The organism is Methylophilus sp. (genome assembly GCF_008015755.1).
Taxonomy (GTDB): domain Bacteria; phylum Pseudomonadota; class Gammaproteobacteria; order Burkholderiales; family Methylophilaceae; genus Methylophilus.
Map to the genome: position 1 here is coordinate 126,945 of NZ_SSGF01000007.1, position 23,633 is coordinate 150,577.

Genomic DNA, 23,633 nt, shown 5'->3' on the forward strand with positions numbered 1-23,633 from the left:
GCTGCTATCCGGGGATAACAGCCAGGTAAGTCATTACTTCTCTACGAAGGCTTTTTCAATCACGTAGTCGCCAAGCTCACCAATGCGTGGTGACACCTTGAAACCCCGTTTGTCCAACATCGCTGCGGTATCTACCAGCATGGCCGGGCTACCGCAAATCATGGCGCGGTCAGTTTCCGGGTTGAGTGGCGGCAAGCCAATATCTTCGAACAGTTTGCCATTCTCTACCAGGTCAGTCAGGCGGCCCATGTTTTTAAATGGTTCGCGTGTCACGGTGGGGTAGTAAATCAGCTTGTTGCGCACTTCTTCACCAAAAAATTCATTATTCGGTAATTCTTTAGTGATGAACTCTTCGTAGGCCAGCTCATTGACGTAACGCACACCGTGAATCAGGATCACTTTTTCAAAGCGGTCATAGACTTCGATGTCCTGAATCAGGCTCATAAATGGCGCCAGACCAGTACCGGTCGAGAAGAAATACAGGTTTTTGCCTGGTTTCAAATCGTGTGTGACCAAGGTGCCGGTCGGCTTGCGGCTCACCAGCAATGGGTCGCCCACTTTCAGGTGTTGCAGGCGTGAAGTCAGTGGGCCGTTAGGCACTTTAATGCTGAAAAACTCCAGATGTTCTTCATAGTTTGGGCTGGCGATACTGTAAGCGCGGGTCAAAGGCAGACCATCCACTTCCATGCCAATCATCACAAACTGGCCATTTTCAAAACGCAGACCTGGGTCGCGAGTGGCCTTAAAGCTGAATAAGGTGTCGTTCCAGTGATGAACGCTCAGAATCGTTTCGGTGGAATATTTTTTATTACTCATGTCTTTTCTTTTACTCGCGACTAGGCAAAGGGGTTGAATTTAAAGGGTTTATGCTAACAGGCTATTATAGCGCAGCGGTCAGTTGCGGCACGACTTCAAACAAGTCAGCCACTAATCCGTAATCTGCAATTTTGAAAATCTGCGCTTCCGGGTCCTGGTTAATCGCCACCACGACCTTGCTGTCTTTCATGCCGTAAGCATGCTGGATGGCGCCGGAAATGCCAACGGCGATATACAGCTCAGGCGCAACCACCACGCCAGTCTGGCCGACTTGCAGATCGTTAGGCGCATAGCCTGCGTCCACCGCGGCACGGCTGGCACCGATGGCGGCATGCAGTTTGTCTGCCAATGGCGCGATGACCTGGGCAAAGGCATCCGCACTACCCAGCGCACGGCCACCGGAAACCACGACTTTAGCGGCCGTGAGTGCAGGGCGCTCGGATTTGTTAAAGGCTTCTGATACCCAGCGGCTACCTTGTGGGGCTGCTGGCGCAGTGATTGTTTTCACTTCGGCAGTTGCACCAGCCGCAGCGGCGGCAAATTTGCTGCCGCGTACGGTCAATACTTGAACGGCATCGCTGCTCTGCACGGTGGCCAGTACATTTCCGGCGTAAATGCCACGCACATAGGTATTGGTATTCACAATTTCCAGTACGTCGGACAGCATGTTGACGTCCAGCAAGGCGGCGACGCGTGGCAATACGTTTTTGCTGAAGGCGCTGTGCGCTGCCAGTACTACGGTGTAGTTGGCGGCCAGTGGCACAATTATCTCAGCCAGATGCTCAGCCGTCGGGTGTTGCAGTGCTGCGTCGCTGGCGACCAATACGCTGCTCACGCCTTGCAGGGCGGCGGCTTGTGCAGCCAAAGCCTCTGGCTGTGCGGCAGCAATCAGCACATCTACTGGCTGTTGCCATTGTTGGGCAGCGGTCACGGCACGCGCGACTTGCTCATTTAAATGCTGGCCGTCGTGTTCGGCAATAATCAGTGTTCTCATACGATGATCCCTTCGTGCGTACGCAATTTGCTCAATAACTCATTCACATCTTTCACCATGATGCCGGCAGGGCGCTCAGGTGGGGCAGCCACTTTAAGTTGCTGCACGCTATTGGTGAGTGCAAGGTTGAGCGAGTCAAGTGCAATGGTTTCAATCGGTTTTTTTCTGGCCATCATCAGGTTAGGCAGTTTGACGTAGCGCGGTTCGTTCAAACGCAAGTCTGCAGTAATCACGGCAGGCAAGGTCACGCTCAAGGTTTGCGTGCCGCCATCAATCTCCCTGACCACGGTGGCCTGGTTATCGGCAATGGTGATTTGAGAGGCATAAGTGGCTTGTGGCAGTTTCAATAACGCGGCCAGCATCTGGCCGGTTTGGCCAGCATCATCATCAATCGCCTGTTTGCCCAGCAAAATCAGCGACGGTTGTTCACGTTCGACCACCGCTTTGAGCACCTTGGCAACGTCCAGCGGTTGCAGGCTATCTGTGGTTTCAATCAGCGTGGCACGGTCAGCCCCCATCGCCAATGCATGGCGCAGGATGTCCTGATTAACTGCAGCGCCAATCGTGACAGCGACGATTTCAGTGACGATGCCTTTTTCTTTGAGGCGAATCGCCTCTTCAATCGCGTTTTCATCAAACGGATTGACACCCATTTTGACGCCATCAATGTCTACATTTGAGCCATCCGCTTTGACCCGGACTTGAATGTTATAATCAACGACCCGTTTGATCGCTACCAGTGCTTTCATAAAACGTTTGCCTTTGTTGGGGTTTTACTCGTAACCGGCTATTTTAAGCCAGCTTGTAATATTTATTAAATTGATTATTATAATAATATATATCTATTTTGTAGATTAATTTTGACGCGGCGCAAATGTCGTGCAATCCCTGACCCTGCAATGAAGTACACACTTAGACAGCTAGAGATTTTTGTCGCGATCAGTCGCGCTGGCAGTGTGTCGCGCGCCTGTGATCAACTCGCCTTGTCGCAATCTGCCGCCAGCACTGCCCTCATCGAGCTGGAAAAACAATTTGATATTCAGCTGTTTGACCGGGTGGGCAAGTCTTTGCGCATCAATGAGGCCGGTCAGCAACTGTTGCCCAAAGCGGTGGAACTGCTGGACAGGGCGCGTGAAATCGAGCGCATGCTGCAAGGCCAGCAAGGCTATGGCAACCTTAAAATTGGCGCCACGCTCACCGTGGGAAATTACCTGGTGACCTTATTGGTTGCCAAATTTTTACAGCAATATCCGCAAAGCCATATCCAGTTGCAGGTGCAAAACACGCGTACCATCGTCGAGCAGATTGCAAATCATACCTTGGATTTGGGGATGATTGAGGGCGAGTGTAACCACCCGGATATTGCCGTTGCACCGTGGATTGCCGACGAACTGGTCATTTTTGCGGCGCCCACGCATCCGCTGGCGCAGGTGGCGCAAACTGGTAAAACCATCCACAAATCAGATTTGTTGCTACAGCCGTGGATCGTGCGTGAAAAAGGCTCGGGCACGCGCGAGACCTTTGACCGTGCATTCAAGCAAGATTATTCGCGGCTCAATATTACGCTGGAGCTGGAACACACCGAGGCGATCAAACGCGCGGTAGAGTCCGGCCTCGGCATCGGCTGCATTTCGCGGCTGGCACTTAAGGACGCGTTCAGGCGCGGTAGCCTGGTGCCGATTGAAAACCACAGTTTGCAGTTTCACCGCAATTTTTATTTTTTATGGCACAGGCAAAAATATCAGACCGGTGGCATTCGTCAGTTCTTGGCATTTTGCCAGGCGTTTACCCAAGGGGCGACGCGTAGCGACCTGATTGATATCCCGGCGATTGCCTGACAGAAGGAGCGAAAGATGGAAAGAGATGTCATGGAGTACGATGTGCTGATTGTCGGGGCAGGCCCGGCCGGCTTGTCCGCAGCCATTCGACTCAAACAATTGGCGCAGGCACAAGGCCAGGAACTTGGCGTGTGCGTGCTGGAAAAAGGCGCCGAAGTCGGCAGCCATATTTTCTCTGGTGCCGTGCTCGACCCTAAAGCCTTGCAGGAGCTGTTTCCAGACTGGCAAGCTCTGGGCGCGCCTTTAAATACGCCGGTGAATAAAGATACCTTTGTGGTGCTGGGTGAGGAAAAAGCCTGGGATATGCCTGACTGGGGCTTGCCGCCCCTGATGCGCAATCATGGCAATTATATTATCAGCCTGGGCGAAGTCTGCCGCTGGCTGGCTGGACAGGCCGAAGCGCTGGGCGTAGAAATCTATACCGGCTTTTCTGCGCAAAGTCCAAGTTATGACGCACAAGGCCGCATGACAGGCGTGATCACCGGCGATATGGGCCTAGACAAACAAGGCGAGCCAACGGCTAATTACACGCCAGGCATCGAAATTCGCGCCAAATACACGCTGGTGGCCGAAGGCACGCGTGGCTCACTCACCAAGCAACTCGAAGCACGTTATGGGTTGCGTGCCGCTTCTAGTCCGGCCAAGTATGGCATCGGTTTCAAGGAAGTCTGGCGCGTGAAGCCTGAGCTGCAGCAAAAAGGCTTGATTGAGCATACGCTGGGTTGGCCATTGGATGCCAACACCGGTGGTGGCGGTTTTATTTATCACCATGGCGAACATCTGGTTTCGGTCGGTTATGTAGTGCACCTGGATTACAGCAATCCTTATTTATCGCCGTTTGATGTGTTCCAAACTTATAAAACGCATCCCAAACTCAAGGCCTTGTTGAAAGATGGCAAACGCCTGAGCTACGGCGCGCGCGCGATTTCAGAAGGTGGTGTACAGTCGTTGCCAGAAATGGCGTTCCCGGGTGGCGCGTTGCTGGGTTGCAGCGCGGGCCTGGTCAATGTGCCTAAAATCAAGGGCACGCATTACGCCATGAAGTCCGGCATGCTGGCGGCAGAAGCGGTATTTGAAGCCATCGCGCAGGGCAGCCCAGAAGTCTTGACCAGCTATCCGCAAAAACTGCGTGATTCATGGGTTTGGCAAGAGTTGTATGCGGTGCGCAACGTCAAACCGTATTTGTCGCGCTGGGGCACTTGGGTCGGTACTGTGCTTGGTGGTGCAGAAATGTGGCTGGCAAGCTGGGGTGTCACCTTGCCCTGGACACTCAAACATACATCCGCAGATCATGCCACGCTGACCGATGCGGCAAACAGCCGCCAGCCAACTTATGCCAAGCCAGACGGCGTACTCACCTTTGATAAACTAAGTTCGGTCAGTTTATGCAATATTGCGCATGACGATCAGCAGCCCTGCCATTTGAAACTGGGTGTAGCCGATATGCCAGTGCGGGTCAACCTGCCACGTTATGCAGGGCCAGAGCAACGTTATTGCCCGGCAGGCGTGTATGAGTTTGTAGAGCAGGCAGGCGAGAAAGCCTTGCAGATCAATGCGCAAAACTGCATTCATTGCAAAACTTGCGACATTAAAGACCCAACGCAAAACATTAACTGGGTGCCACCAGAGGGCGGTAGTGGGCCGAATTACGTGGCGCAGTGATAGGCAAAGTTACATAGTCGCGTTTCCACTATGCTTCTGATCTAAATGTGCGAACGCAAACTGGAGTGCGGGCCGATTGCGAAATTTAATTGTTTAGATTTGAATATGTGATGACTCTTTTCGCCTCTCGGCGAGTCACTTTCTGGTGCTTGCCCCCCAGAAAGTAACCAAAGAGGAGGGCACCCAGCCATCACGGCCTTCGGCTCCCTTGCGTTGCTCAACAAAGTGGGCGTCCATCGAAACTCGCCCTAGCGGCTTGCAAAAAGCGCAAGCCACCGCGGAACTCAAACAGACGATGGCCGACTACCCCCACTTCGTCTCCGCTACTCAGCGTGATGGGATGGGATTTATCTCACCAAACTCACATTGCATAAATGCGGACGATTCAAAAACCAAATTCTTTTTATTTACTTAACGAACGATTGCGGTCGCACGGTGTGCGGGGTCCCCATCTGCCGCGCCGAGTAGCGCAGGTGAAGTGGGAGGTTTCGGCCATCGGCTGTTTGAGCCTCGCAACAAGCCACGTTCTGTGTGGCTTGTCAGGGCGAGTTTCGATGGGCGCCCACTTTGGCGAGCAACGCAGGAAATAAGCGGAAGCTGGGGTGCACTTTCTTTTGGTTACTTATTCTTTGTGCAAGCAAAGAAAAGTAACTCGCTGAAAAAGCGAAAAGAAACCTAACAGACAACCACAAACCCGTGGGCATTCATACCCACGCTACGGCGCTAAAGAGAGCAATTCGCCTAGCCGCGAAAGCAAAAATATCTCTACGCCACAACAAACTCAATGCGCTAAAAAAGAATTACTTTTTGATGATTCACTGAAAAAGCCGTTTGCTCGACTCTCAATGGTGCCAGATCGGCACAATCAGTTTGCTCAGCGCTTCTGCGTCAGCGCAATAAACGCGGCAATCCAGCCGATAGTGATAGTGCTCAGCAGCATCAGTCCGCCGACATTAAACAGGTGAAACACCAGCTGAAAGTTGCTTTGATAGTTGTTTGCCAGCAATTGCACCGGCTGCCTCAGGTTCCACACAATCATGAATAACAAGGCGACGGCGATGAGGCCGCCACCCAAGCCATACACGCTGCCCATATATAAAAACGGACGGCGGATGAAGCTGTGCGTGGCGCCAATCAGGCGGCTGACTTCAATCTCGGCTTCGTGCGTGAGCACCTGCATGCGCACGGTGTTGCTGATGACGGTAATCATGGCAATGCCTAACAGGCTGGCAAAAATAATCGCGATGCGTTTACCTAGCAGCAGCATGGCGTGTAAACGCTCAATCCAGACGCTGTCGATCACCAGCTCTTCGACCTCACCGCGTTTTTGCAACATGGCCTGCACTGGTTTGACTGAGGCGGGCTGAGTGTCTGTCAGTGTGATAAACAGGGCATCTGGCAGCGGGTTTTGTGGCAAGTCCACCAGCAGGTCTTTTTGCAAAAACTGTGCGCCGAGCTGCTTGATGGCGTCTTCTTTGGGCACATAACGCACTTCTTTCACCTGCGGTAAGGCCTCTACGTCGTTGATTAGGCGCTGAATGAGGTTGGCATTGACTGCCGGTTTGAGAAACGCGCTGATTTGCGCATCTTGTTTGATGGTGCGCGACATGTCTTGCAGGTTATCCAGTGCGACAAACAGCAAGCCGGGTAGCGTGACCGTGATGCCGATCACCATGCAGATGGTGAGTGTGTTCAGCCAGTGATTTTTTAAGCGCTGCAAGACCAGGTCTATGGCCAGCGCGTGTTGATTGAGCCAGTTTTTCATGCGCTTACTTTCATTAATCGGGCGCTCATAGCATGGCCGTTTGTGCCGGCATGGCACTAATGGTTTGATGATCAATATGCAGCGTGCGGTAAGCAATGGTGCTGACCTGGGTCACATCATGCATGGCAATCACCACGGTCACGCCCACATCGTTAAACGCTTTGAGTAGCTGCATGATTTCGAGCGAGGCGGCCTGGTCGAGGCCACCCGTTGGTTCATCGGCAATCACAATCGATGGGCGGCTAACCACGGCGCGCGCAATCGCCAGTCGTTGTTGTTCACCGCCAGAGAGCGTGATGGGCATGGCTTTTTCTTTATTGAGCAGGCCGACTTTGTCGAGTGCGGCACGCACGCGGCGTGCGGCTTCTTCGCCAGTGATCCCTTGTATGCTCAAGGGCAAGGCGACATTGTCAAAGCTATTGCGGTCATACAGCAGTTTGTGGTCTTGAAACACCAGGCCAAAGCGGCGGCGCAGATACGGCACGGCGTTAGGATGCAACTGGCTGATATCCTGCTGATTGATCAAAACATGCCCGCTAGAAGGTAATTCTATCCCTGCCATGAGTTTGAGTAGGGTGCTTTTGCCCGCCCCGGAATTTCCGGTGACCAGCACAAAATCGCCTTTGTCTATGCTAAAGCTGACTTGGCGGAACAAGTGCGCGCTATTGGGATAGCGCATGCTGACATTGTTAAAAACGATCATAGGATTCTATGCTGGGTCATCAGTTTTAGTCATCAATTAATGCGTCAATAAAGTCATTGGCATTAAACGGGCGCAAATCATCAATGCTTTCACCGACGCCTATAAAGCGCACCGGCGTTTTGCTGGCAGATTGCTGGCTGAGGTGGGCAATCGCCGCGATGACGCCGCCCTTGGCGGTGCCATCGAGTTTGGTCAGTGCCAGCCCGGTGACGCCCAGCGCTTCATGAAAGGCCTTGAGCTGATTGACGGCGTTTTGGCCGGTGTTGGCGTCGAGCACCAGTAAAATTTCGTGCGGTGCGCCAGGCAAGGCTTTATCAATCACGCGTTGTACTTTTTTAATTTCGTCCATCAGGTGCAACTGCGTTGGCAGGCGGCCTGCAGTGTCGGCGATGACGACGTCAATTTTTTTTGCGATGGCAGAATTCACCGCATCGTAAATCACGGCAGCCGGGTCACCACTTTCTGAGGCAACGACATGCACATCGTTGCGCTCACCCCACACCTGCAATTGCTCGCGGGCGGCGGCACGAAAAGTATCCCCGGCGGCGATGAGGACGCTGTGCCCTTGGGCTTGCAGGTATTTAGCCAGCTTGCCGATGGTGGTGGTTTTACCGGCGCCATTGACGCCTACCATCATCATCACATAAGGCTGGTGGCCGCTGACATCCAGCGGTGACTCTAACGGTGAGAGCAATTCAAGCAAGGTGTCTTTGAGTGCTTGTTTCAGCGCAATCGTGTCTTGTAAATCCTGTTTTTTAACGCGGCTGCGCAGTTGCTCTAACAAATATTGCGTGGCATTGACGCCGACGTCAGAGGTGAGCAGGATGGTCTCCAGCTCTTCATAAATGTCTTCATCAATTTTGCCGCCGCCAAACAAGGCGCTGAGTTGGCCGCCCAACTGCTGGCGTGTTTTAGCCAGGCCATTTTTCAGGCGTTGCGTCCAGCTTAAGCCTGGGGCTTCGGTTGTGGGGGGCGTGACGGGCTCGGATTTTTTAGCAAAAGGATTAAACATGGTGGCTTAAAACTCGGTAATATCGTCATTTTAAGCTGAATCGGTGTTTCCTGCCATGGTTAGGCGCAGGTGGCAGGCGGTTTCTGTGTCGCCCGAACTAACGCAGGTAAAGATGAGTCACAAGCTAGACTCAATCATATCCTATTATTTTCTTCTTTTTTGAATCCAACATTCTTTGAATCACAAACTATGAAAACATCGACAAATGTAGCGTCTCCGTGGTTATTGGCTGCGCTGATTGGCACGTATGCTGTGCAGGGACAGGCTGAGATTGTTCAAACCACCCTGAAAAACGGCTTGAAAGTGATCGTGCAGGAAGACCACAGGGCGCCGGTGGTGGTGTCGCAATTCTGGTATCGCGCAGGCTCGTTGGATGAGGTCAACGGCAAAACAGGCGTGGCGCATGTGCTGGAACACATGATGTTCAAAGGAACTAAAAAAGTCCCCGCAGGCCAGTTTTCACGCCAGGTGGCAGCGGCCGGCGGCAAGGAGAATGCCTTTACCAGCAAAGACTACACCTGTTATTTTCAGCAATTGGAGAAATCCAGATTGCCGCTGTCGTTTAAGCTAGAGGCCGATCGCATGGCCAATCTGCAAATCACCGATGCCGAGTTTGCCAAAGAGATTGAGGTGGTGAAAGAAGAGCGCCGCTGGCGTACCGAAGACAAGCCGCAATCCCGTGTGAATGAGCAATTTGAGGCTTTAATGTATCGCGCGCACCCTTATGGGCGGCCGGTGGTTGGCTTTATGAATGATCTGGAAAACATGACGACCGATGATGCGCGTGAGTGGTATCGCACCTGGTATGCGCCAAACAACGCGACCATTGTGGTTGTTGGTGATGTCAAGGCGCAGGAAGTGTTTGCGCTGGCTGAGAAAAGCTTTGGCAAACTGGCGGCAAAACCCTTGCCAGCGCGCAAACCGCAAGCTGAACCTGTGCAATTGGGTGAGCGCCGCGCCATCGTGAAGGCGCCAGCTAAGTTGCCATATTTTGTGATGGGCTTTCATACGCCTGTGCTTAAAAATGGGCAAGGCTACAGTGAGCAGGATTGGGAGCCCTATGCGCTAGAGGTCTTATCCAGTATTTTGAGCGGGAACGATGCCGCGCGACTCAATCAGAAGCTGGTGCGTGAACAGGCGGTGGCGCTGGAAATTGATACCGGCTATGACAGCACTAACCGTGGCCAGACCTCGACGTTTGAAGTGGCGGCTTCGCCAAGTGACGGTGTGACGCAAGAGGCTTTGCAAAAAGCCATCTGGGCGCAAATTGATGAGGTAAAAAATAATGGTGTGACGGCGGCCGAGTTGCATCGCGTCAAAGCGGCCGTGATTGCGGCGGATGTGTATAAACGCGATTCTGTGTTCTACCAGGCGATGCAGATCGGTCAGCTTGAAACCATGCACTATCCGTTGTCACTACTACAAAATAATGCCGCCAAGGTGCAGGCGGTGACTTCTGAACAAGTACAGGCAGTGGCTAAGAAATACTTGCTGCCGGAGCAGATGACGCTGGTCAGCCTGGATCCGCAACCGATGACGGCCGATCAGAAACCCGCTGGTCGTCCGCATCAGCACTAGTTGTATTTTTGACTGGTTTAATTTAATGCGCCTGCATGGCAGGCAAATCAAGGAACAGCATGAACGTAATTGGTTTTTTAAAAGTGGCTGTACTGGCGCTGGTGTTGCAAAGTTATGCAGCAAACGTGTTGGCCGCCCTCAACATCCAGCATTGGACGACAGCAGAAGGCAGTGAGGTGTATTTTGTTGAAAACCACTCGCTGCCGATGATGGATGTGAGCATTAATTTTCGCGCAGGCAGTGCCTATGACCACCCTGACACCGGCGGTACGGCGGCGGTGACGCACCATTTGATGGCGCTGGTGGCAGGCGGTTTGGAGGAAGAGGCGCTGACCAATAGGTTTGCCGATATTGGCGCCGTGCTGGGCGGCAGCTTTGATGCTGACCGCGCCAGTTTCAAGTTGCGCACGCTGACCAGCGAACAGCAGGCCGCGCTGGAGGCCTTTACGTTGGTATTGCACAAGCCGGACTTTCCGCCAGCGGTGCTTGCGCGTGAGCAGGCGCGCATTGTGGCGGCGTTGCAAGAGGCTGAAACCGAGCCTGACAGCATTGCGCAAAAAGCCTTTATGCAATCTGTATATGGCATGCATCCTTACAGCCTGGATCAAAACGGTGAAATTTCCACCGTGCAGTCGCTGACGGCAGCGCAGTTACGCCAGTTTTATCAAACCTATTACACAGCCAAGTCAGCAGTGATTGCCATGATGGGCGATTTGACCACCGAACAAGCCAAACAAATTGCCGCGCGCTTGAGTGCCGGTTTGCCGCAAGGGCCTGCGCTAGCCGCAGTGCCGCCTGTGACGGCACCTGCCTCGGCCAGCGTAAAAAAAATACCGCACCCAGCGGTGCAGGCGCATATTCTGTTGGGGCAGCCCGGCAATAAACGCGGTGACGTCGACTTTTTCCCGTTATATGTGGGCAACTATATTTTAGGCGGCGGCGGTTTTGTTTCACGCCTGACTGAAGAGGTGCGCGAGAAACGCGGCTTGGCCTACAGTGTGTACAGCTACTTTATGCCCATGAGCCAGTTAGGCCCGTTCCAGATCGGCCTGCAAACCAAAAAGGAGCAGGCCGATGAAGCGCTCAAACTGGTCAAAGACACCGTGCAGCAATTTGTGGATAAAGGCGTGACAGAAAAAGAGCTGGCGGCGGCCAAAGATAACCTGATCGGTGGTTTTCCGTTGCGCATAGACAGCAACAGCAAGATTCTGGAATACTTGAATATGATCGGTTTTTACCAATTGCCTTTGGACTACCTGGATAGTTTTAACGATCAAGTGGCCAAGGTGACCGTGCAGCAGGTGAATGATGCCTTTAAACGGCGTGTGCATCCTGAGAGTTTTGCCACCGTGATTGTCGGGGCTGAATAACAAAAAAGCCGACCACATGGTCGGCTTTTTGATATGCGCAATGTTGATATGCGTGATCAGGCAAGACGTTTTTTACGCGCCAGCAGGTAGTATAAAAATGCACCCAGCAGGTTGAGGAAGAAAATCACCAGAAACCAGACCAGTTTGTCTTCACTTTGGTTGGCCAGGCAATCGACCAGCATCCAAACCCAAAACAATCCCAGTGCCAGTGCAATCAGGCTGCCCAGTATGCCAAACCCGAGTAAGAATTCCATGCTGTTTTCCTTTGTGAATAGCCATAAATCATAGCATGATCTCTTGATAGCGATCATCATGTAAATGTCGTCTTGATGGCGAACGCCTTTATAATCATGCTTTGTTGTTGCTAACGAATAGAACCCTTTTCATGAATCAAGTTCGCCTGAATGCCGGTGTGTGGCGTAGCCGCATACTTAAGTTTCCCGATGCCGAAGGCTTGCGCCCGACCTCTGACCGCGTGCGCCAAACCTTGTTTAACTGGCTGGGGCAAGAGATGACAGGTAAGACCTGCCTGGATTTGTTTGCCGGCACCGGTGCGCTGGGGTTTGAAGCCCTGTCACGCAATGCCAGGCAGGTGACCATGCTGGAACTGGCCAAGGCGCCGTTTCAGGCCTTGCTGCAAAACCAGCGCTTGCTGGGGGCAACGCAGGCTGACCTCCGGCAAATGGATGCCTTGCAGTTTTTGGCGCAAAACCAGCAGCGTTTTGATGTGATTTTTTGTGATCCGCCCTACCATAAACAGTGGCTGGATAAGTTGTTGCCGCAGTTGGCCAGCCACCTGGCCGCAGACGGTTTGCTGTATGTAGAAGCGGAATATGCGTTAAAATCCGACTCGGACTGGCAAGTGATTAAGTCCGGCAAGGCGGGGCAGGTGTTTTATCATCTGCTGCAAGCTGCGCAAGCATAAGTCAGAAACACCTTAAAAAAATATTCGGGGTAAAGGTGCATGAGTAAAACCAGAGTGGCAGTGTATCCGGGCACGTTTGACCCGATTACATTGGGGCATGAAGATATTGTGCGCAGAGCCGCCAACCTGTTCGACCAGGTAATTGTGGCGGTGGCAGGCAGCACCAGCAAGCAGACCTTGTTCAGCCTGCAAGAGCGCGTGGCCTTGGCCGAGTCGGTGTTTCATGGTGATAATATCCGCGTAGTCGGGTTTGATGGTTTGCTGATGCAGTTTGTGCAGGCGCAAGGCGGGCAAATGGTGATTCGTGGCTTGCGTGCAGCCAGCGATTTTGAATATGAGTTTCAGTTGGCAGGTATGAACCGCAAGCTCTACCCTAAACTGGAAACGCTGTTTATGACCCCGGCTGAAGAGTTTATGTTTATTTCGTCTAGCCTAGTGCGTGAAGTCGCGCGCCTGGGCGGCGATGTGAACCAGTTTGTGTCACCAGGCGTCGAATCAGCCATCAAGCAAAAATTAGCAACCGCTTAATCTTTAATGTTAGAGAATCCGATTTAACCAGCCATGGCGTTATTTATTACCGACGAGTGTATTAACTGCGACGTATGTGAGCCAGTGTGCCCCAACGAAGCGATTTCCCAGGGCGCCGAGATTTATGAAATCAACCCGGATTTGTGCACGGAATGCGTGGGGCATTACGATAAGCCACAATGCCAGCAGGTATGCCCGATCAGTTGCATTCCGCTAGATCCTGAGCGACGCGAAACACAGGCAGAGTTGATGGAGAAATATGTGCGGATTACCGCAGCTCAGTAGTTTTTAACCGTTGCAGTGCAATAAGCAATCAACACATCATTAAAACAAAGTCTCACCGATTTCAAGGAGTTAATCATGCGAGTATTACATACCATGTTGCGCGTAGGTGATTTGCAACGTTCTATCGATTTTTACACCGGCGTGCTCGGCATGAAGCTGATCCGCACCCAGGATTACCCAGATGGTGAGTTTACGCTGGCGTTTGTTGGCTACGGCAACGAGTATGACAATACCGTGCTCGAACTCACTTATAACTATGGCAAAACCACCTACGACATGGGTAGCGCTTATGGCCATATGGCGATTGAAGTGGATGACGCCTACAAAGCCTGTGAGCGGGTCAAAGCCCAGGGCGGCAAAGTGGTGCGTGAAGCCGGGCCGATGAAACATGGCACCATCGTCATCGCGTTTATCGAAGACCCCGATGGTTATAAAATCGAATTCATCCAGAAGGGGACCATCGAGTACCCGGCGAATGTCTAATCGCAGCCAGTTGTTAGAGGCGGTGGCGCTGGCGCAAGCTGGCGATTGGGACGCCGCTCACAATATCGCACAGGACTACAGTGACAGCACGGCCAACTGGATACACGCCGTGCTGCATAAAATGGAAGGTGATCGCTGGAACAGCAACTACTGGTATGCCAAAACCGGTGGTCATCAGTACGAAGCGTTTGGCCAAGATATCAGCGCTGAGTTGGCTGCGATTCAGCAATCCCTAGCCGCAGACTGATCACACGCAGCTATTTATGTTCTTCGTCAGCCGTGCGACGGCTAGACACAAAAATCCCCCATAGCGACTGTACAAACAGGCCAATCACCGTGCCGGTGATAAATAACAGCAGGCACGCCAGCAAACACACCAATAGCAGGAAAGCATCTTGCTGCCACAAGCCAAGCGCAGACAACGACTGCCAGACAGTCAATATTTGCTGTATCCAGTGATCGAGGTTGATATACGCCATATCCTTATTATGCCTGAGCTGAAGCGGCGATGGCATGCCCTTAGCCTGTGCTTGAATGACTACAGCCACAATTTTGCATCATTTTACGGTTGGCTTGCTTTCTGCCGTTGATTCTTTTAAATCTCAGAATGTGAATCACAAGAACCAAATCAGTGCACAGGTGCGCTTGATGACAGTGCGTGTGGCATATTTAAAATTATTAACATTATGATTTTAAAGTAAAAAAGTCAATATTAAAGATGGCCTGCTTGTTGCTAGTCTGTTATTAATCTAGAGGAGAGGCACCATGAACAACAAACTTGCGGCCAATGCCATGATGTCTGCAGAAACACAGTTGACCGACAATATTCAATTACTGGGTGCGTTGCTAGATAAAGCGATTCTTGAGGTCGAAGGTGAAGAGGTGGCGCAAAAAATTGCGGCTATCCGCCAAGCGGCCCTGCGTTTTCATCAGACCCATGACCAGCAAGCCTCGCTAGATCTGGAGCAATTGCTGGCCGATTTAAGCCTGGAGCATACGGTGCGCGTGGTACGGGCGCTGGCCTACTTCAAGCACCTGGTCAATCTGGCCGAGGATTTATACGGGCAGCAAATGGGGCATTGTCAGCAAAATACGCCTGCGCCCGGCATGCTGGCCTATACCTGGTCGCAAATCAAAGCCGCCGCCATTCCCGCCGACACCATTCAAACCTTATTGCAAGATGCCCTGATTTCGCCGGTACTCACTGCGCACCCGACCGAAGTACAACGCAAAAGCGTGCTGGATATTGAGCGCCTGATTGCTGAGCTGTTGGGCGAGCGAGCGCGCATGGTGTCTGATCGTCAATTAGCGCGCAACAGTCTGTTGTTGCAAGGCGCGGTGTCTGCGCTATGGCAAACCCGCATGATGCGCTACTCCAAGCTCAGTGTGCTCAATGAAATTGAAAATGCGCTCACTTATTACGAAAGTACATTTTTACATGTGATTCCAGAGATTCTGCAGGACATCGAGCGCGATTTATCTGATCTGTTACCCGATGTCGTTCTGCCAGGCTTTTTACGCATGGGTAGCTGGATAGGCGGTGACCGCGATGGCAACCCGTTTGTGAACGGGGCGACCTTGCGTGAAAGCGTGCGCTTGCAGGCGAACACCTTGTTCAAATTTTATTTGCAGGAACTGGCGGCCTTAAAGCGCGAGCTGGCGGTGTCAACGCGTGTGGTTGGTGTAGATGATGCGGTATTACAACTCACCAAAGCCTCGCGTGACCAATCGCAACATCGGCTCGATGAGCCTTATCGTTTAGCACTCAATGGTATTTACGATAGTCTGCTGGCCACGGCGAACAGGCTACTGCCACAAGGCGGCTGGGTACTGCCTGAAGACATGGCGGCGGAGCCTTACGACACGCCGGAGGCGCTGCTGGTGCCTTTACAAACCATTGCCGACTCGCTGCGTGCGCATCATGGTGAGGCATTGATTTATCCGCGGCTGGGCAAGCTGATCAAGGCGGTTGCCACCTTTGGCTTTCACCTGGCCACGGTCGATATCCGGCAATCTTCAGACGTGCATGAAGCGGTGATTACCGAGTTATTGCAAAAAGCCGGGCATGATTTTGATTATGCCGCGTTTAATGAGGATGAAAAAATCGGTATTTTGCTCGAGGAGCTCAAGCAGCCGCGCTTGCTGTTTTCACCGTTCCAGCAATACTCAGAGCTGGTGCATAAAGAAATCGGTGTGCTGGTGGCGGTGCGCGAGATGCGCGAACGGTTTGGCGAGCATGCGGTGCGGCAATATATTATTTCGCACACCGAAACCTTGTCTGACCTGCTGGAAGTGGCCTTGCTCCAACGCGAAGCTGGTTTATTGCGCGGTGTCTGGGGCTCGGCCAATATTCAGGTGGATTTGAATATTGTGCCCTTGTTTGAAACCATTGCTGACTTGCGTGATGCACCGATGATTATGGGCAAATGGCTCAGTCTGCTGGGCATCCGCCATGTGATTCGTTACCAGAGCAATGAGCAGGAGGTGATGCTGGGCTACTCTGATAGTAATAAGGATGGCGGCTTTTTGACCTCGAACTGGGAGCTCTATAAAGCAGAAATCTCACTGGTGGAATTGTTCAATCAGGCCAATGTTAAATTGCGCCTGTTTCATGGCCGGGGCGGCACGGTGGGGCGCGGTGGTGGACCGACTTACCAGGCTATTATGGCGCAACCCAAAGGCACGGTGGATGGCCAGATTCGCCTCACCGAGCAAGGCGAAATTATCTCTACGCGCTATGCCGATCCGGTAGTCGGACGCCAGCATCTGGAAACGCTGATTGCCGCCACGCTCGATGCAACCTTGTTCCCGGCTGACCAGCTGGAATCTGGCAAGCGACGCGCGTTTGAAGGTGTGATGGAGACGCTATCTGCCACGGCCATGACCAGTTATCGCAGCCTGGTCTACGAGACGCCGGGGTTTGCCGAATACTTTTTTAATACCACGCCCATCAACGAGATTGCCGAGCTGAATTTAGGCAGCCGTCCCGCCGCACGTAAATCGACGCGGCGTATTGAAGATTTACGTGCGATTCCGTGGGGCTTCTCGTGGGGGCAATGCCGCTTGCTACTGCCAGGCTGGTATGGCCTGGGCAGTGCCATTCATCATTTTTTGCAGCAAGACCCAGCGTTAAAAGACGCGCGTCTGGCCATGCTGCACGAGATGCAGGCGCATTGGCCGCTGTTTAATACCTTGATTCAAAATGTGGATATGGTGCTAGCAAAAACCGACCTGATTGTGGCACGCCACTATGCCCATTTGCTCGAAGACCGTGACCTGCGCGAAGACATTTTCAGCCGCATTGCGCATGAGCACAAACTGACCACCGATGCGGTGAATTTGTTGCTAGGCACCACACAACGCCTGGCCACGCAGCCGGTGATTGCCAAATCTATCCGTGACCGTTTGCCGTATCTTGACCCCATGAATCATTTACAGGTAGAAATGATCCAGCGCTACCGCAATGGTGAAACCGATGAAAAATTGAAATGGGCGATTCCGTTGACGATTAACGGCATTGCCACCAGCTTGCGCAACACCGGTTAATCGTGTGGCAGACATTAAAAAAGGACAAGCCAGGCTTGTCCTTTTTTGTCACTCACGCTTAGTGTTTATGGTTGCTTTCCCAATTGCTGATTTGTTTTTCAGCTTCCTCCTTGGTGATGCCATAACGCTCCTGAATTTTACCGGCGATCTGGTCACGTTTACCTGCAATCACATCCAGGTCGTCATTGGTTAATTTACCCCATTGTTCCTGCACTTTGCCTTTGAGTTGTTTCCAGTTGCCTTCAAAAATATCTTTATTCATGTTGAATCTCCTCAATGTAAGAATAGTGTTCAGGTGATTAACCTGTGTTGCATGTTAAAGATAAAAACGCCTGGACTCAGTCGGCGTGTGGACTAACTTGCGGTCAGATAAGGCTGACATGGCCCGTCAGAAAAGCTGTTTTTAAGCATGACTTTAGGTGTGCGCGGGTTCCGCTGTGCCATTAAAAGCTGTTAAGATTCGGGCATGAAGAACACACTTTCTGCCTTGGGCCAATCGCTGCTACAACGATTGCCTTATGAATACTGGATAGGCTGGCGCTATACGCGCGCTAAGCGTAACAACCATTTCATTTCTTTCATCTCGCTCACCAGCATGGTCGGCATCGCGCTAGGCGTGATGGCGCTCATTGTCGTGTTATCAGTGATGAACGGCTTTCAGGACGAGTTGCGTAAACGTATTCTGGGCGTGGCCTCACATATTGAGGTGCGTGGCTTCGATGTGGGCCTGGCGGGCTGGCAAGGGTTGCAGCAGCAGATTCAATCGATTCCGCCCAAGTCCGTCGCCAGCCCGATTGAAGGCGTCGCGCCTTATATCATGGCGCAAGGCATGCTTACCTATGACCAGGCCGTGCAGGGTGTGCTGATTCGTGGTGTGTTGCCTGCGCAGGAAGCCAGTGTGTCTGAGCTTTCGACTCAGATGAAAGTTGGCCAGTTAAAAGATTTGCAGGCGGGGCAGTTCAATATTGTGCTGGGTTCAGACCTTGCCATGGCGCTCGGTGTGCGCGTCGGTGAGAAAGTGGTATTGATGGCGCCGCAAGGGCAGGTGACACCTGCGGGTTTAGTCCCGCGCATCAAGCAATTTACGGTGGCGGGGATTTTTCAGGTCGGGATGTATGAGTATGACGCCGGGCTGGCATTAATCCACCTTGATGATGCCGCCAAACTGTATCGCCTGGGGGATCAGGTGTCTGGCCTGCGTTTGAAGCTGGCCGATTTGTTTATGGCCGATCGCGTCAGCCGCGAGCTGGTCCAGGCACTGGGCCCTAACTATTATGTGACTGACTGGACACAACAGCACGCCAATTTTTTTAAAGCGATTCAGCTTGAAAAGCGCGTGATGTTTATTATCCTGGCGCTGATTGTGGCCGTGGCGGCGTTTAATATTGTGTCTACGCTGGTGATGGCAGTGACCGACAAGCGCGCGGATATTGCGATTTTGCGCACCATGGGTGCCACGCCGCAAGCCATCCGCAAGATGTTTGTCGTACAAGGGGCGATGATAGGCATCATAGGCACGGTGTCTGGTGCGGTGCTGGGCGTGATATTGGCATTGAATATTGAAACCGTGGTGCCGTGGATAGAACACACGTTCAATGTACAATTTTTGTCCAAAGATGTGTATTACATCAGCGACTTACCTTCCAAACTGATGTGGTCAGATGTGACGGCGATTGTCGGTTTGTCTATTTTACTCAGCCTGGTCGCCACCTTGTACCCAAGTGCGCGTGCGGCCAGCATGAATCCGGCGGAGGCCTTGCGTTATGAGTGAGTTGATATTGCAATGTCACGGCCTGGCAAAAACCTATCAAGGCCTGGATACCTCGGTATTGACTGGTGTCGATCTGCAATTAGCCGCAGGCGATCATGTAGCGATTGTTGGGGCGTCTGGTAGCGGCAAAAGCACCTTGCTGCATTTGCTGGGTGGTCTGGATGCGCCTACGCAAGGCGAGGTGGCATGGCTGGGCAAGCCGCTGGCCAGTTTGTCTGAGCGTGACAAGAGCGCCATGCGCAACCAGTACCTGGGCTTTGTTTACCAGTTTCACCATTTGCTGCCAGAGTTTAGCGCGCTCGAAAACGTCGCCATGCCCTTGTTGATTCGCCGCATGCCGAGACTAGAAGCACTGGCACAGGCTGAGCACTATTTGTCACTGGTTGGCTTGTCACACCGGCTGGAGCACACGCCTGGTGAACTCTCCGGCGGTGAGCGCCAACGCGCGGCCTTGGCGCGCGCGCTGGTCACACAGCCGCGGTGTATCTTGGCCGATGAGCCGACAGGTAACCTCGATAGGCAAACGGCAGAGCAGGTGTTTGAATTGCTGTTGCACATACAGTCTCAGCAAGGTACGGCGTTAGTCGTCGTCACGCACGACTTAGCATTGGCAGCACGTATGCACCGGCAATATCGTTTGCAGGATGGCGTGCTGCAAACCCTGGCTGCTGCGTCGCAGGACGTGAGAGCCAGTTAGCGTGACCGCATGCTGCCAGGCGCCACAGTCGGATTACTGTTTGGAGTTTGGCTGTTTCAGCAGCAATCGCAACTATGGTCGCTGACCGCGTGGCTAGGCTGGTTGGCGGCCCTCGCCGCGCTGAGTCTATTGCGATGTGGCCGCAGACTGGCAACCCTCCCCGGCCTCTCTTTTTCTTTCTCGATTCAAACATGGTTGCGTCGGCTATGGCTGATGGTGCTGATTGCGGCACTGGCCTTTGCCTACGCGCAGGCGCGCGCCTGGTGGCGCTTGCAATCGGCGTTGCCCGCGGTCTGTGAGCAGCAGGTGTTGCAAGTACAGGGCGTGATTGTCAGCGTGCCTGAGCGTGATGCGCGTGGCCAGCATGTCGATATGGCGATTGAGCATAGTGTTAACCCCGCCTGTCCGTTACCAGCAAGACTGCGCCTCAATTTGTATGAGCAGTCTTATCGCGGTGACACGGCAACACCAGCCGCCTTTATGCCGCGTTTGCAAGCGGGTGAACGCTGGCAATTCAGTGTCAGGCTCAAGCGGCCACATGCGACGCGTAATCCGCATGGCTTTGATTATGCCGCCTGGTGCCTGGCGAATGACATCGGAGCCAGCGGATCTATTGTCAGCAAAGCGCCCATGCGCAAATTACAGTCACTGGTCTGGCAGCCTGCCGCGTTGATTGCACACTGGCGCGCCAACGTGGGTGACCGTATTGAGCGTGTCTTGGGCAGCACGCCAGCCAGTGCGGTGCTGCGTGCGCTGGTGATTGGCGACGATAGCCAGATTGCGCGCGCCGACTGGCAGTTATTTGTCGATACCGGCATCAATCATCTGGTTTCGATATCAGGGTTACATATTACGATGCTGGCCTCGTTAGGCTATCTGTGCGCAGGCTGGGTGTGGCGTTTGCGTCCGCATTGGGCGCTTTATGTGCCGACTAAGTTAGCAGCCAGTGCAGGCGGTGCATTGGTCGCCATTGCTTACTCTGCGCTGGCCGGTTTCTCTATCCCTACCCAGCGCACGTTATATATGCTGCTCACCGTATTGGCGATGCTCAGTCTCAAACAGCGTCTGCCTTTTTCATGGATACTCTGCGTTGCCATGTGGGTGGTCTTATTGATAGACCCTTGGGCCGTGATGGCGCCTGGCTTTTGGTTATCGTTTGGAGCGGTGGCGGTACTGGCTTTTGCCATGGGCGGGCGTTTGCGCCAACCGCGTTGGTGGCAGGGTGCGCTACAGGCGCAGTGGGTGATGACGCTGGCATTTGTGCCAGTGCTGGTGATGTTGTTTAACCAGTTATCACTGGTGTCGCCGCTCGCCAATGCTTTAGCGATCCCTATGGTGAGCATAGGCGTCGTGCCGCTGGCGATTGCCGGTGCTGTGCTGCCGCTAGACTTTTTATTACCACTGGCCGCCGGGTTGTGGCAGGGGTGCGCGCACGCCCTGCAATGGTTGCGGCAATTACCTTGGGCGGTGAGTTATTTAGCCACGCCTGCCATGTGGGCTTGGCTGCTGGCGATGCTGGGCACGCTGTGGTGGCTGATGCCACGCGGCTGGCCCTTGCGCTGGGCTGGCCTGTTACTCTTGTTGCCGCTTTGTCTGCCAGTCTCTACGCGTTTGCAGCCTGGGCAAATGCGCGTCACCGTCCTTGATGTGGGGCAGGGCCTGAGTGTGCTGGTGGAAACCGCCCAGCATACGCTGTTATATGATGCCGGGCCCATTTATAACGCGCAAAGTGACGCTGGCCAGCGCATTATATTGCCGTATTTGCGGCATCTCGGTGTTAAACAATTAGATCTGGCGGTGGTCTCGCATGATGATAATGATCATGTGGGCGGCATGGCTTCTGTACTGGCAGGTGTCAAGGCCACACGAATATTGAGTTCGTTGACACCTGACGCCAGCTTTTTTACGCAATTGCAGCAGCTTCCCCAAGCGATGCACATCCCGCATGTCGCGTGTCACGCCGGTCAGCAATGGCAATGGGATCAAGTGATCTTTAAGGTGATTTATCCAGCGAAAAAACTCGCGGCAGAGGTCAAAGATAATGACAAAAGCTGTGTGATTCAGGTGCTTTCTGCGCACGGCAGCTTGTTATTAACCGGTGATATTGAGCTATATGCCGAGCAAGCGCTGCTTGACTCTGCGTCGGAGAGATTACGTTCCAGTGTCATGACGATGCCGCATCATGGTAGCAAGACCTCCTCCAGCCTGGCCTTTATCAGCCAAGTACAACCTGAGGTTGCGATTGCCACCGTCGGCTATTTGAACCGGTTTGGCCATCCCAAGCCTGCTGTGATGGCCAGATACCAGGCGCTAGGCAGTCAAACCCTGCGTTCTGACCAGGATGGTGCCATTGTGTTGAATTTTACCCAGGGCCAGCGGCCACAAGTCATTCGCTGGCGTGCGGTTGAGCCGCACTATTGGGAGGCTGCTGATTAAACGGCGGCAGACGCATTGTAACCGGATAGATACCGGACAAAACTTGCCCTTAGGCCTGGTTAACGCTAAAGTAGCGAAAGTTTAAAAACAACAGGAGTGTTCGCTGTGTGGGAAATTATTTTAGCGGCCGGCTGGCCCATCTGGCCTCTGATTATTGCCTCCGTGATTGCTTTGGCGATTATCGTCGAGCGATTCTGGGCGTTAAGAGCCTCGGTGGTGACGCCTGAGCAATTGCTGCCAGAAGTGCAAAACTGGCTAAAACAAGGTGGTGTCACGCGCGAAACACTGAGCCGTCTGGAAGCACACTCTTTGTTGGGTAAAGTGTTCGCCAGTGCTCTGGCTAACATGCATAACTCCCGTGAGGTCACCAAAGAAGCGATTGAAGAAACCGGCCGCGCCGTGGCACACAAGCTGGAGCAATACCTGCCCACGCTGGGTACCATTGCCACGGTGGCGCCTTTGCTGGGTTTGCTGGGCACGGTGATCGGGATGGTGGAGTTGTTCGGTTCGTTTACGAATAGCGGTCATGACGTCGCACAGTTTGCGCGGGGTATTTCTGTGGCGCTGTATAACACGGCGGCAGGTATCGTAGTAGCCGTGCCTTCCATGATTGCTTACCGTTATTTCCGCGGCAAAATTGATGGTTTTTTGGTCGACATGGAACAGCAAGCGATTAAACTAGTTGAAATCATCCATGGTGATCGTGGCTAATGCGTATCAATAACCTGTTCGTAATCACATTGAACACAAAGGCAATGTCATGAATTTCAAACGTGGTGTCCGTAACGAAGAGTTGGAAATCAACTTTATTCCACTGATCGACGTGCTGCTGGTGATTATTATTTTCTTGATGGTGAGCGCCACATTCTCACGCACTAGCGAACTGCAAATTAATTTGCCAACCGCCGATGCCAGCGCTCCGCAAGAAAAACCATTGACCATTACTGTTGAGGTCGATGCCAATGGCCGTTATCTGGTCAACGGCAAAGAAGCCAATGGCGCGGTGGTGTCTGATTTATCTGCCGCATTGACGCAAGCAGGCGCTGAAGGTCCGTCTGGTAAAGAGCCCACCATTATCATCAATGCCGATGCCAAAGCCACGCATCAGTCAGTGGTGAATATTATGGAAGCGGCGCGGATGGCCAATTACACACACATTACCTTTGCGACGCAGGTGAATGCCCGCTAATGTTGTCAGTGCCCCCATTTGATCCATCAACAAGC

At 52.9% G+C, this 23,633-nt stretch carries 24 protein-coding genes; 15 read left to right on the top strand and 9 right to left on the bottom strand.

What is annotated here, in order from left to right; genetic code table 11:
• Window positions 1-33 precede the first annotated feature (33 nt).
• The 3 genes from E6Q52_RS03130 to E6Q52_RS03140 all read right to left on the bottom strand — a co-directional run bounded on the left by E6Q52_RS03130 (window position 34) and on the right by E6Q52_RS03140 (window position 2,559).
• Entirely contained in the window at window positions 34-816 is a 783-nt protein-coding gene (locus tag E6Q52_RS03130) for a ferredoxin--NADP reductase (protein WP_292818290.1), read from the bottom strand.
• A 64-nt stretch (window positions 817-880) separates the two neighbouring features.
• Window positions 881-1,810 carry an FAD-binding protein gene (locus E6Q52_RS03135; RefSeq protein WP_292818293.1) on the bottom strand — a complete coding sequence of 310 codons (930 nt, stop codon included), beginning with the start codon at window positions 1,808-1,810 and terminating at the stop codon, window positions 881-883.
• Window positions 1,807-2,559 (bottom strand): electron transfer flavoprotein subunit beta/FixA family protein, encoded by a 753-nt coding sequence (locus E6Q52_RS03140; RefSeq protein ID WP_292818296.1) that lies wholly within the window; start codon window positions 2,557-2,559, stop codon window positions 1,807-1,809. Before E6Q52_RS03140 ends, E6Q52_RS03135 begins: the two co-directional genes overlap by 4 nt.
• A gap of 150 nt (window positions 2,560-2,709) precedes the next feature.
• Between E6Q52_RS03140 and E6Q52_RS03145 the strand changes: the two genes are divergently transcribed.
• Window positions 2,710-3,648, top strand: coding sequence for a LysR family transcriptional regulator (locus E6Q52_RS03145; protein WP_292818298.1), 939 nt, complete (start codon window positions 2,710-2,712; stop codon window positions 3,646-3,648).
• A gap of 15 nt (window positions 3,649-3,663) precedes the next feature.
• On the top strand, window positions 3,664-5,310 hold the full coding sequence (locus E6Q52_RS03150; protein ID WP_292818301.1) for an electron transfer flavoprotein-ubiquinone oxidoreductase: 1,647 nt from the start codon (window positions 3,664-3,666) through the stop codon (window positions 5,308-5,310).
• Window positions 5,311-6,184: 874 nt separating this feature from the next.
• Here the strand turns inward: E6Q52_RS03150 and ftsX are convergent.
• From ftsX to ftsY, 3 genes are read right to left on the bottom strand one after another with little or no spacing between them, the layout of a single operon-like run.
• Window positions 6,185-7,075 carry a permease-like cell division protein FtsX gene (ftsX, locus tag E6Q52_RS03155; protein ID WP_292818304.1) on the bottom strand — a complete coding sequence of 297 codons (891 nt, stop codon included), beginning with the start codon at window positions 7,073-7,075 and terminating at the stop codon, window positions 6,185-6,187.
• Between the two features lie 25 nt (window positions 7,076-7,100).
• Window positions 7,101-7,778, bottom strand: a complete 678-nt coding sequence (ftsE, locus tag E6Q52_RS03160; protein ID WP_292818307.1) for a cell division ATP-binding protein FtsE — start codon at window positions 7,776-7,778, stop codon at window positions 7,101-7,103.
• A 25-nt stretch (window positions 7,779-7,803) separates the two neighbouring features.
• Entirely contained in the window at window positions 7,804-8,790 is a 987-nt protein-coding gene (ftsY, locus tag E6Q52_RS03165; protein ID WP_292818310.1) for a signal recognition particle-docking protein FtsY, read from the bottom strand.
• Between the two features lie 189 nt (window positions 8,791-8,979).
• Here ftsY and E6Q52_RS03170 point away from each other — a divergent pair, with 189 nt between their 5' ends.
• Window positions 8,980-10,368: a pitrilysin family protein gene (locus tag E6Q52_RS03170; protein ID WP_292818313.1), complete on the top strand. Its 1,389-nt coding sequence runs from the start codon at window positions 8,980-8,982 to the stop codon at window positions 10,366-10,368.
• A gap of 59 nt (window positions 10,369-10,427) precedes the next feature.
• The gene (locus tag E6Q52_RS03175; RefSeq protein ID WP_292818316.1) at window positions 10,428-11,738 is read left to right on the top strand and encodes a pitrilysin family protein; all 1,311 of its coding nucleotides are present in this window, start codon (window positions 10,428-10,430) and stop codon (window positions 11,736-11,738) included.
• A 56-nt stretch (window positions 11,739-11,794) separates the two neighbouring features.
• Here E6Q52_RS03175 and E6Q52_RS03180 read toward each other — a convergent pair whose 3' ends face one another.
• A complete protein-coding gene (locus E6Q52_RS03180; protein ID WP_194753046.1) occupies window positions 11,795-11,992 on the bottom strand; it encodes a PLDc N-terminal domain-containing protein in 198 nt (65 codons plus the stop codon).
• 131 nt (window positions 11,993-12,123) lie between these two features.
• Here E6Q52_RS03180 and rsmD point away from each other — a divergent pair, with 131 nt between their 5' ends.
• The 5 genes from rsmD (at window position 12,124) to E6Q52_RS03205 (ending at window position 14,206) form a co-directional block, all read left to right on the top strand.
• Complete coding sequence (gene rsmD / locus E6Q52_RS03185; RefSeq protein ID WP_292818319.1) at window positions 12,124-12,663, top strand: 16S rRNA (guanine(966)-N(2))-methyltransferase RsmD; 540 nt, start codon at window positions 12,124-12,126, stop codon at window positions 12,661-12,663.
• 39 nt (window positions 12,664-12,702) lie between these two features.
• On the top strand, window positions 12,703-13,191 hold the full coding sequence (gene coaD / locus E6Q52_RS03190; protein WP_292818322.1) for a pantetheine-phosphate adenylyltransferase: 489 nt from the start codon (window positions 12,703-12,705) through the stop codon (window positions 13,189-13,191).
• 33 nt (window positions 13,192-13,224) lie between these two features.
• Window positions 13,225-13,476 (top strand): YfhL family 4Fe-4S dicluster ferredoxin, encoded by a 252-nt coding sequence (locus tag E6Q52_RS03195; RefSeq protein ID WP_292818325.1) that lies wholly within the window; start codon window positions 13,225-13,227, stop codon window positions 13,474-13,476.
• Window positions 13,477-13,551: 75 nt separating this feature from the next.
• Window positions 13,552-13,959, top strand: coding sequence for a lactoylglutathione lyase (gloA, locus tag E6Q52_RS03200; protein ID WP_292818328.1), 408 nt, complete (start codon window positions 13,552-13,554; stop codon window positions 13,957-13,959).
• Window positions 13,952-14,206 (top strand): hypothetical protein, encoded by a 255-nt coding sequence (locus E6Q52_RS03205; protein ID WP_292818331.1) that lies wholly within the window; start codon window positions 13,952-13,954, stop codon window positions 14,204-14,206. The genes gloA and E6Q52_RS03205 overlap by 8 nt, the downstream gene beginning before the upstream one ends.
• A 10-nt stretch (window positions 14,207-14,216) precedes the next feature.
• On the opposite strand, the gene E6Q52_RS03210 is transcribed toward E6Q52_RS03205, so the two are convergent.
• On the bottom strand, window positions 14,217-14,474 hold the full coding sequence (locus E6Q52_RS03210) for a hypothetical protein (RefSeq protein ID WP_292818334.1): 258 nt from the start codon (window positions 14,472-14,474) through the stop codon (window positions 14,217-14,219).
• Window positions 14,475-14,724: 250 nt separating this feature from the next.
• Between E6Q52_RS03210 and ppc the strand changes: the two genes are divergently transcribed.
• Entirely contained in the window at window positions 14,725-17,505 is a 2,781-nt protein-coding gene (gene ppc, locus E6Q52_RS03215) for a phosphoenolpyruvate carboxylase (RefSeq protein ID WP_292818337.1), read from the top strand.
• A gap of 58 nt (window positions 17,506-17,563) precedes the next feature.
• Here ppc and E6Q52_RS03220 read toward each other — a convergent pair whose 3' ends face one another.
• Window positions 17,564-17,767, bottom strand: a complete 204-nt coding sequence (locus tag E6Q52_RS03220; protein ID WP_292818340.1) for a CsbD family protein — start codon at window positions 17,765-17,767, stop codon at window positions 17,564-17,566.
• Window positions 17,768-17,971: 204 nt separating this feature from the next.
• On the opposite strand from E6Q52_RS03220, the gene E6Q52_RS03225 reads away from it, so the two are divergent.
• From E6Q52_RS03225 to E6Q52_RS03245, 5 genes are all read left to right on the top strand, one after another.
• Window positions 17,972-19,276 (top strand): lipoprotein-releasing ABC transporter permease subunit, encoded by a 1,305-nt coding sequence (locus tag E6Q52_RS03225; RefSeq protein WP_292818343.1) that lies wholly within the window; start codon window positions 17,972-17,974, stop codon window positions 19,274-19,276.
• Entirely contained in the window at window positions 19,269-19,973 is a 705-nt protein-coding gene (gene lolD / locus E6Q52_RS03230; RefSeq protein ID WP_292818346.1) for a lipoprotein-releasing ABC transporter ATP-binding protein LolD, read from the top strand. Before E6Q52_RS03225 ends, lolD begins: the two co-directional genes overlap by 8 nt.
• A gap of 9 nt (window positions 19,974-19,982) precedes the next feature.
• Window positions 19,983-22,409, top strand: a complete 2,427-nt coding sequence (locus E6Q52_RS03235; RefSeq protein WP_292818349.1) for a DNA internalization-related competence protein ComEC/Rec2 — start codon at window positions 19,983-19,985, stop codon at window positions 22,407-22,409.
• Window positions 22,410-22,514: 105 nt separating this feature from the next.
• On the top strand, window positions 22,515-23,120 hold the full coding sequence (locus E6Q52_RS03240) for a MotA/TolQ/ExbB proton channel family protein (protein WP_292818352.1): 606 nt from the start codon (window positions 22,515-22,517) through the stop codon (window positions 23,118-23,120).
• A 49-nt stretch (window positions 23,121-23,169) separates the two neighbouring features.
• Window positions 23,170-23,598, top strand: coding sequence for a biopolymer transporter ExbD (locus tag E6Q52_RS03245; protein ID WP_292818355.1), 429 nt, complete (start codon window positions 23,170-23,172; stop codon window positions 23,596-23,598).
• Window positions 23,599-23,633 lie beyond the last annotated feature (35 nt).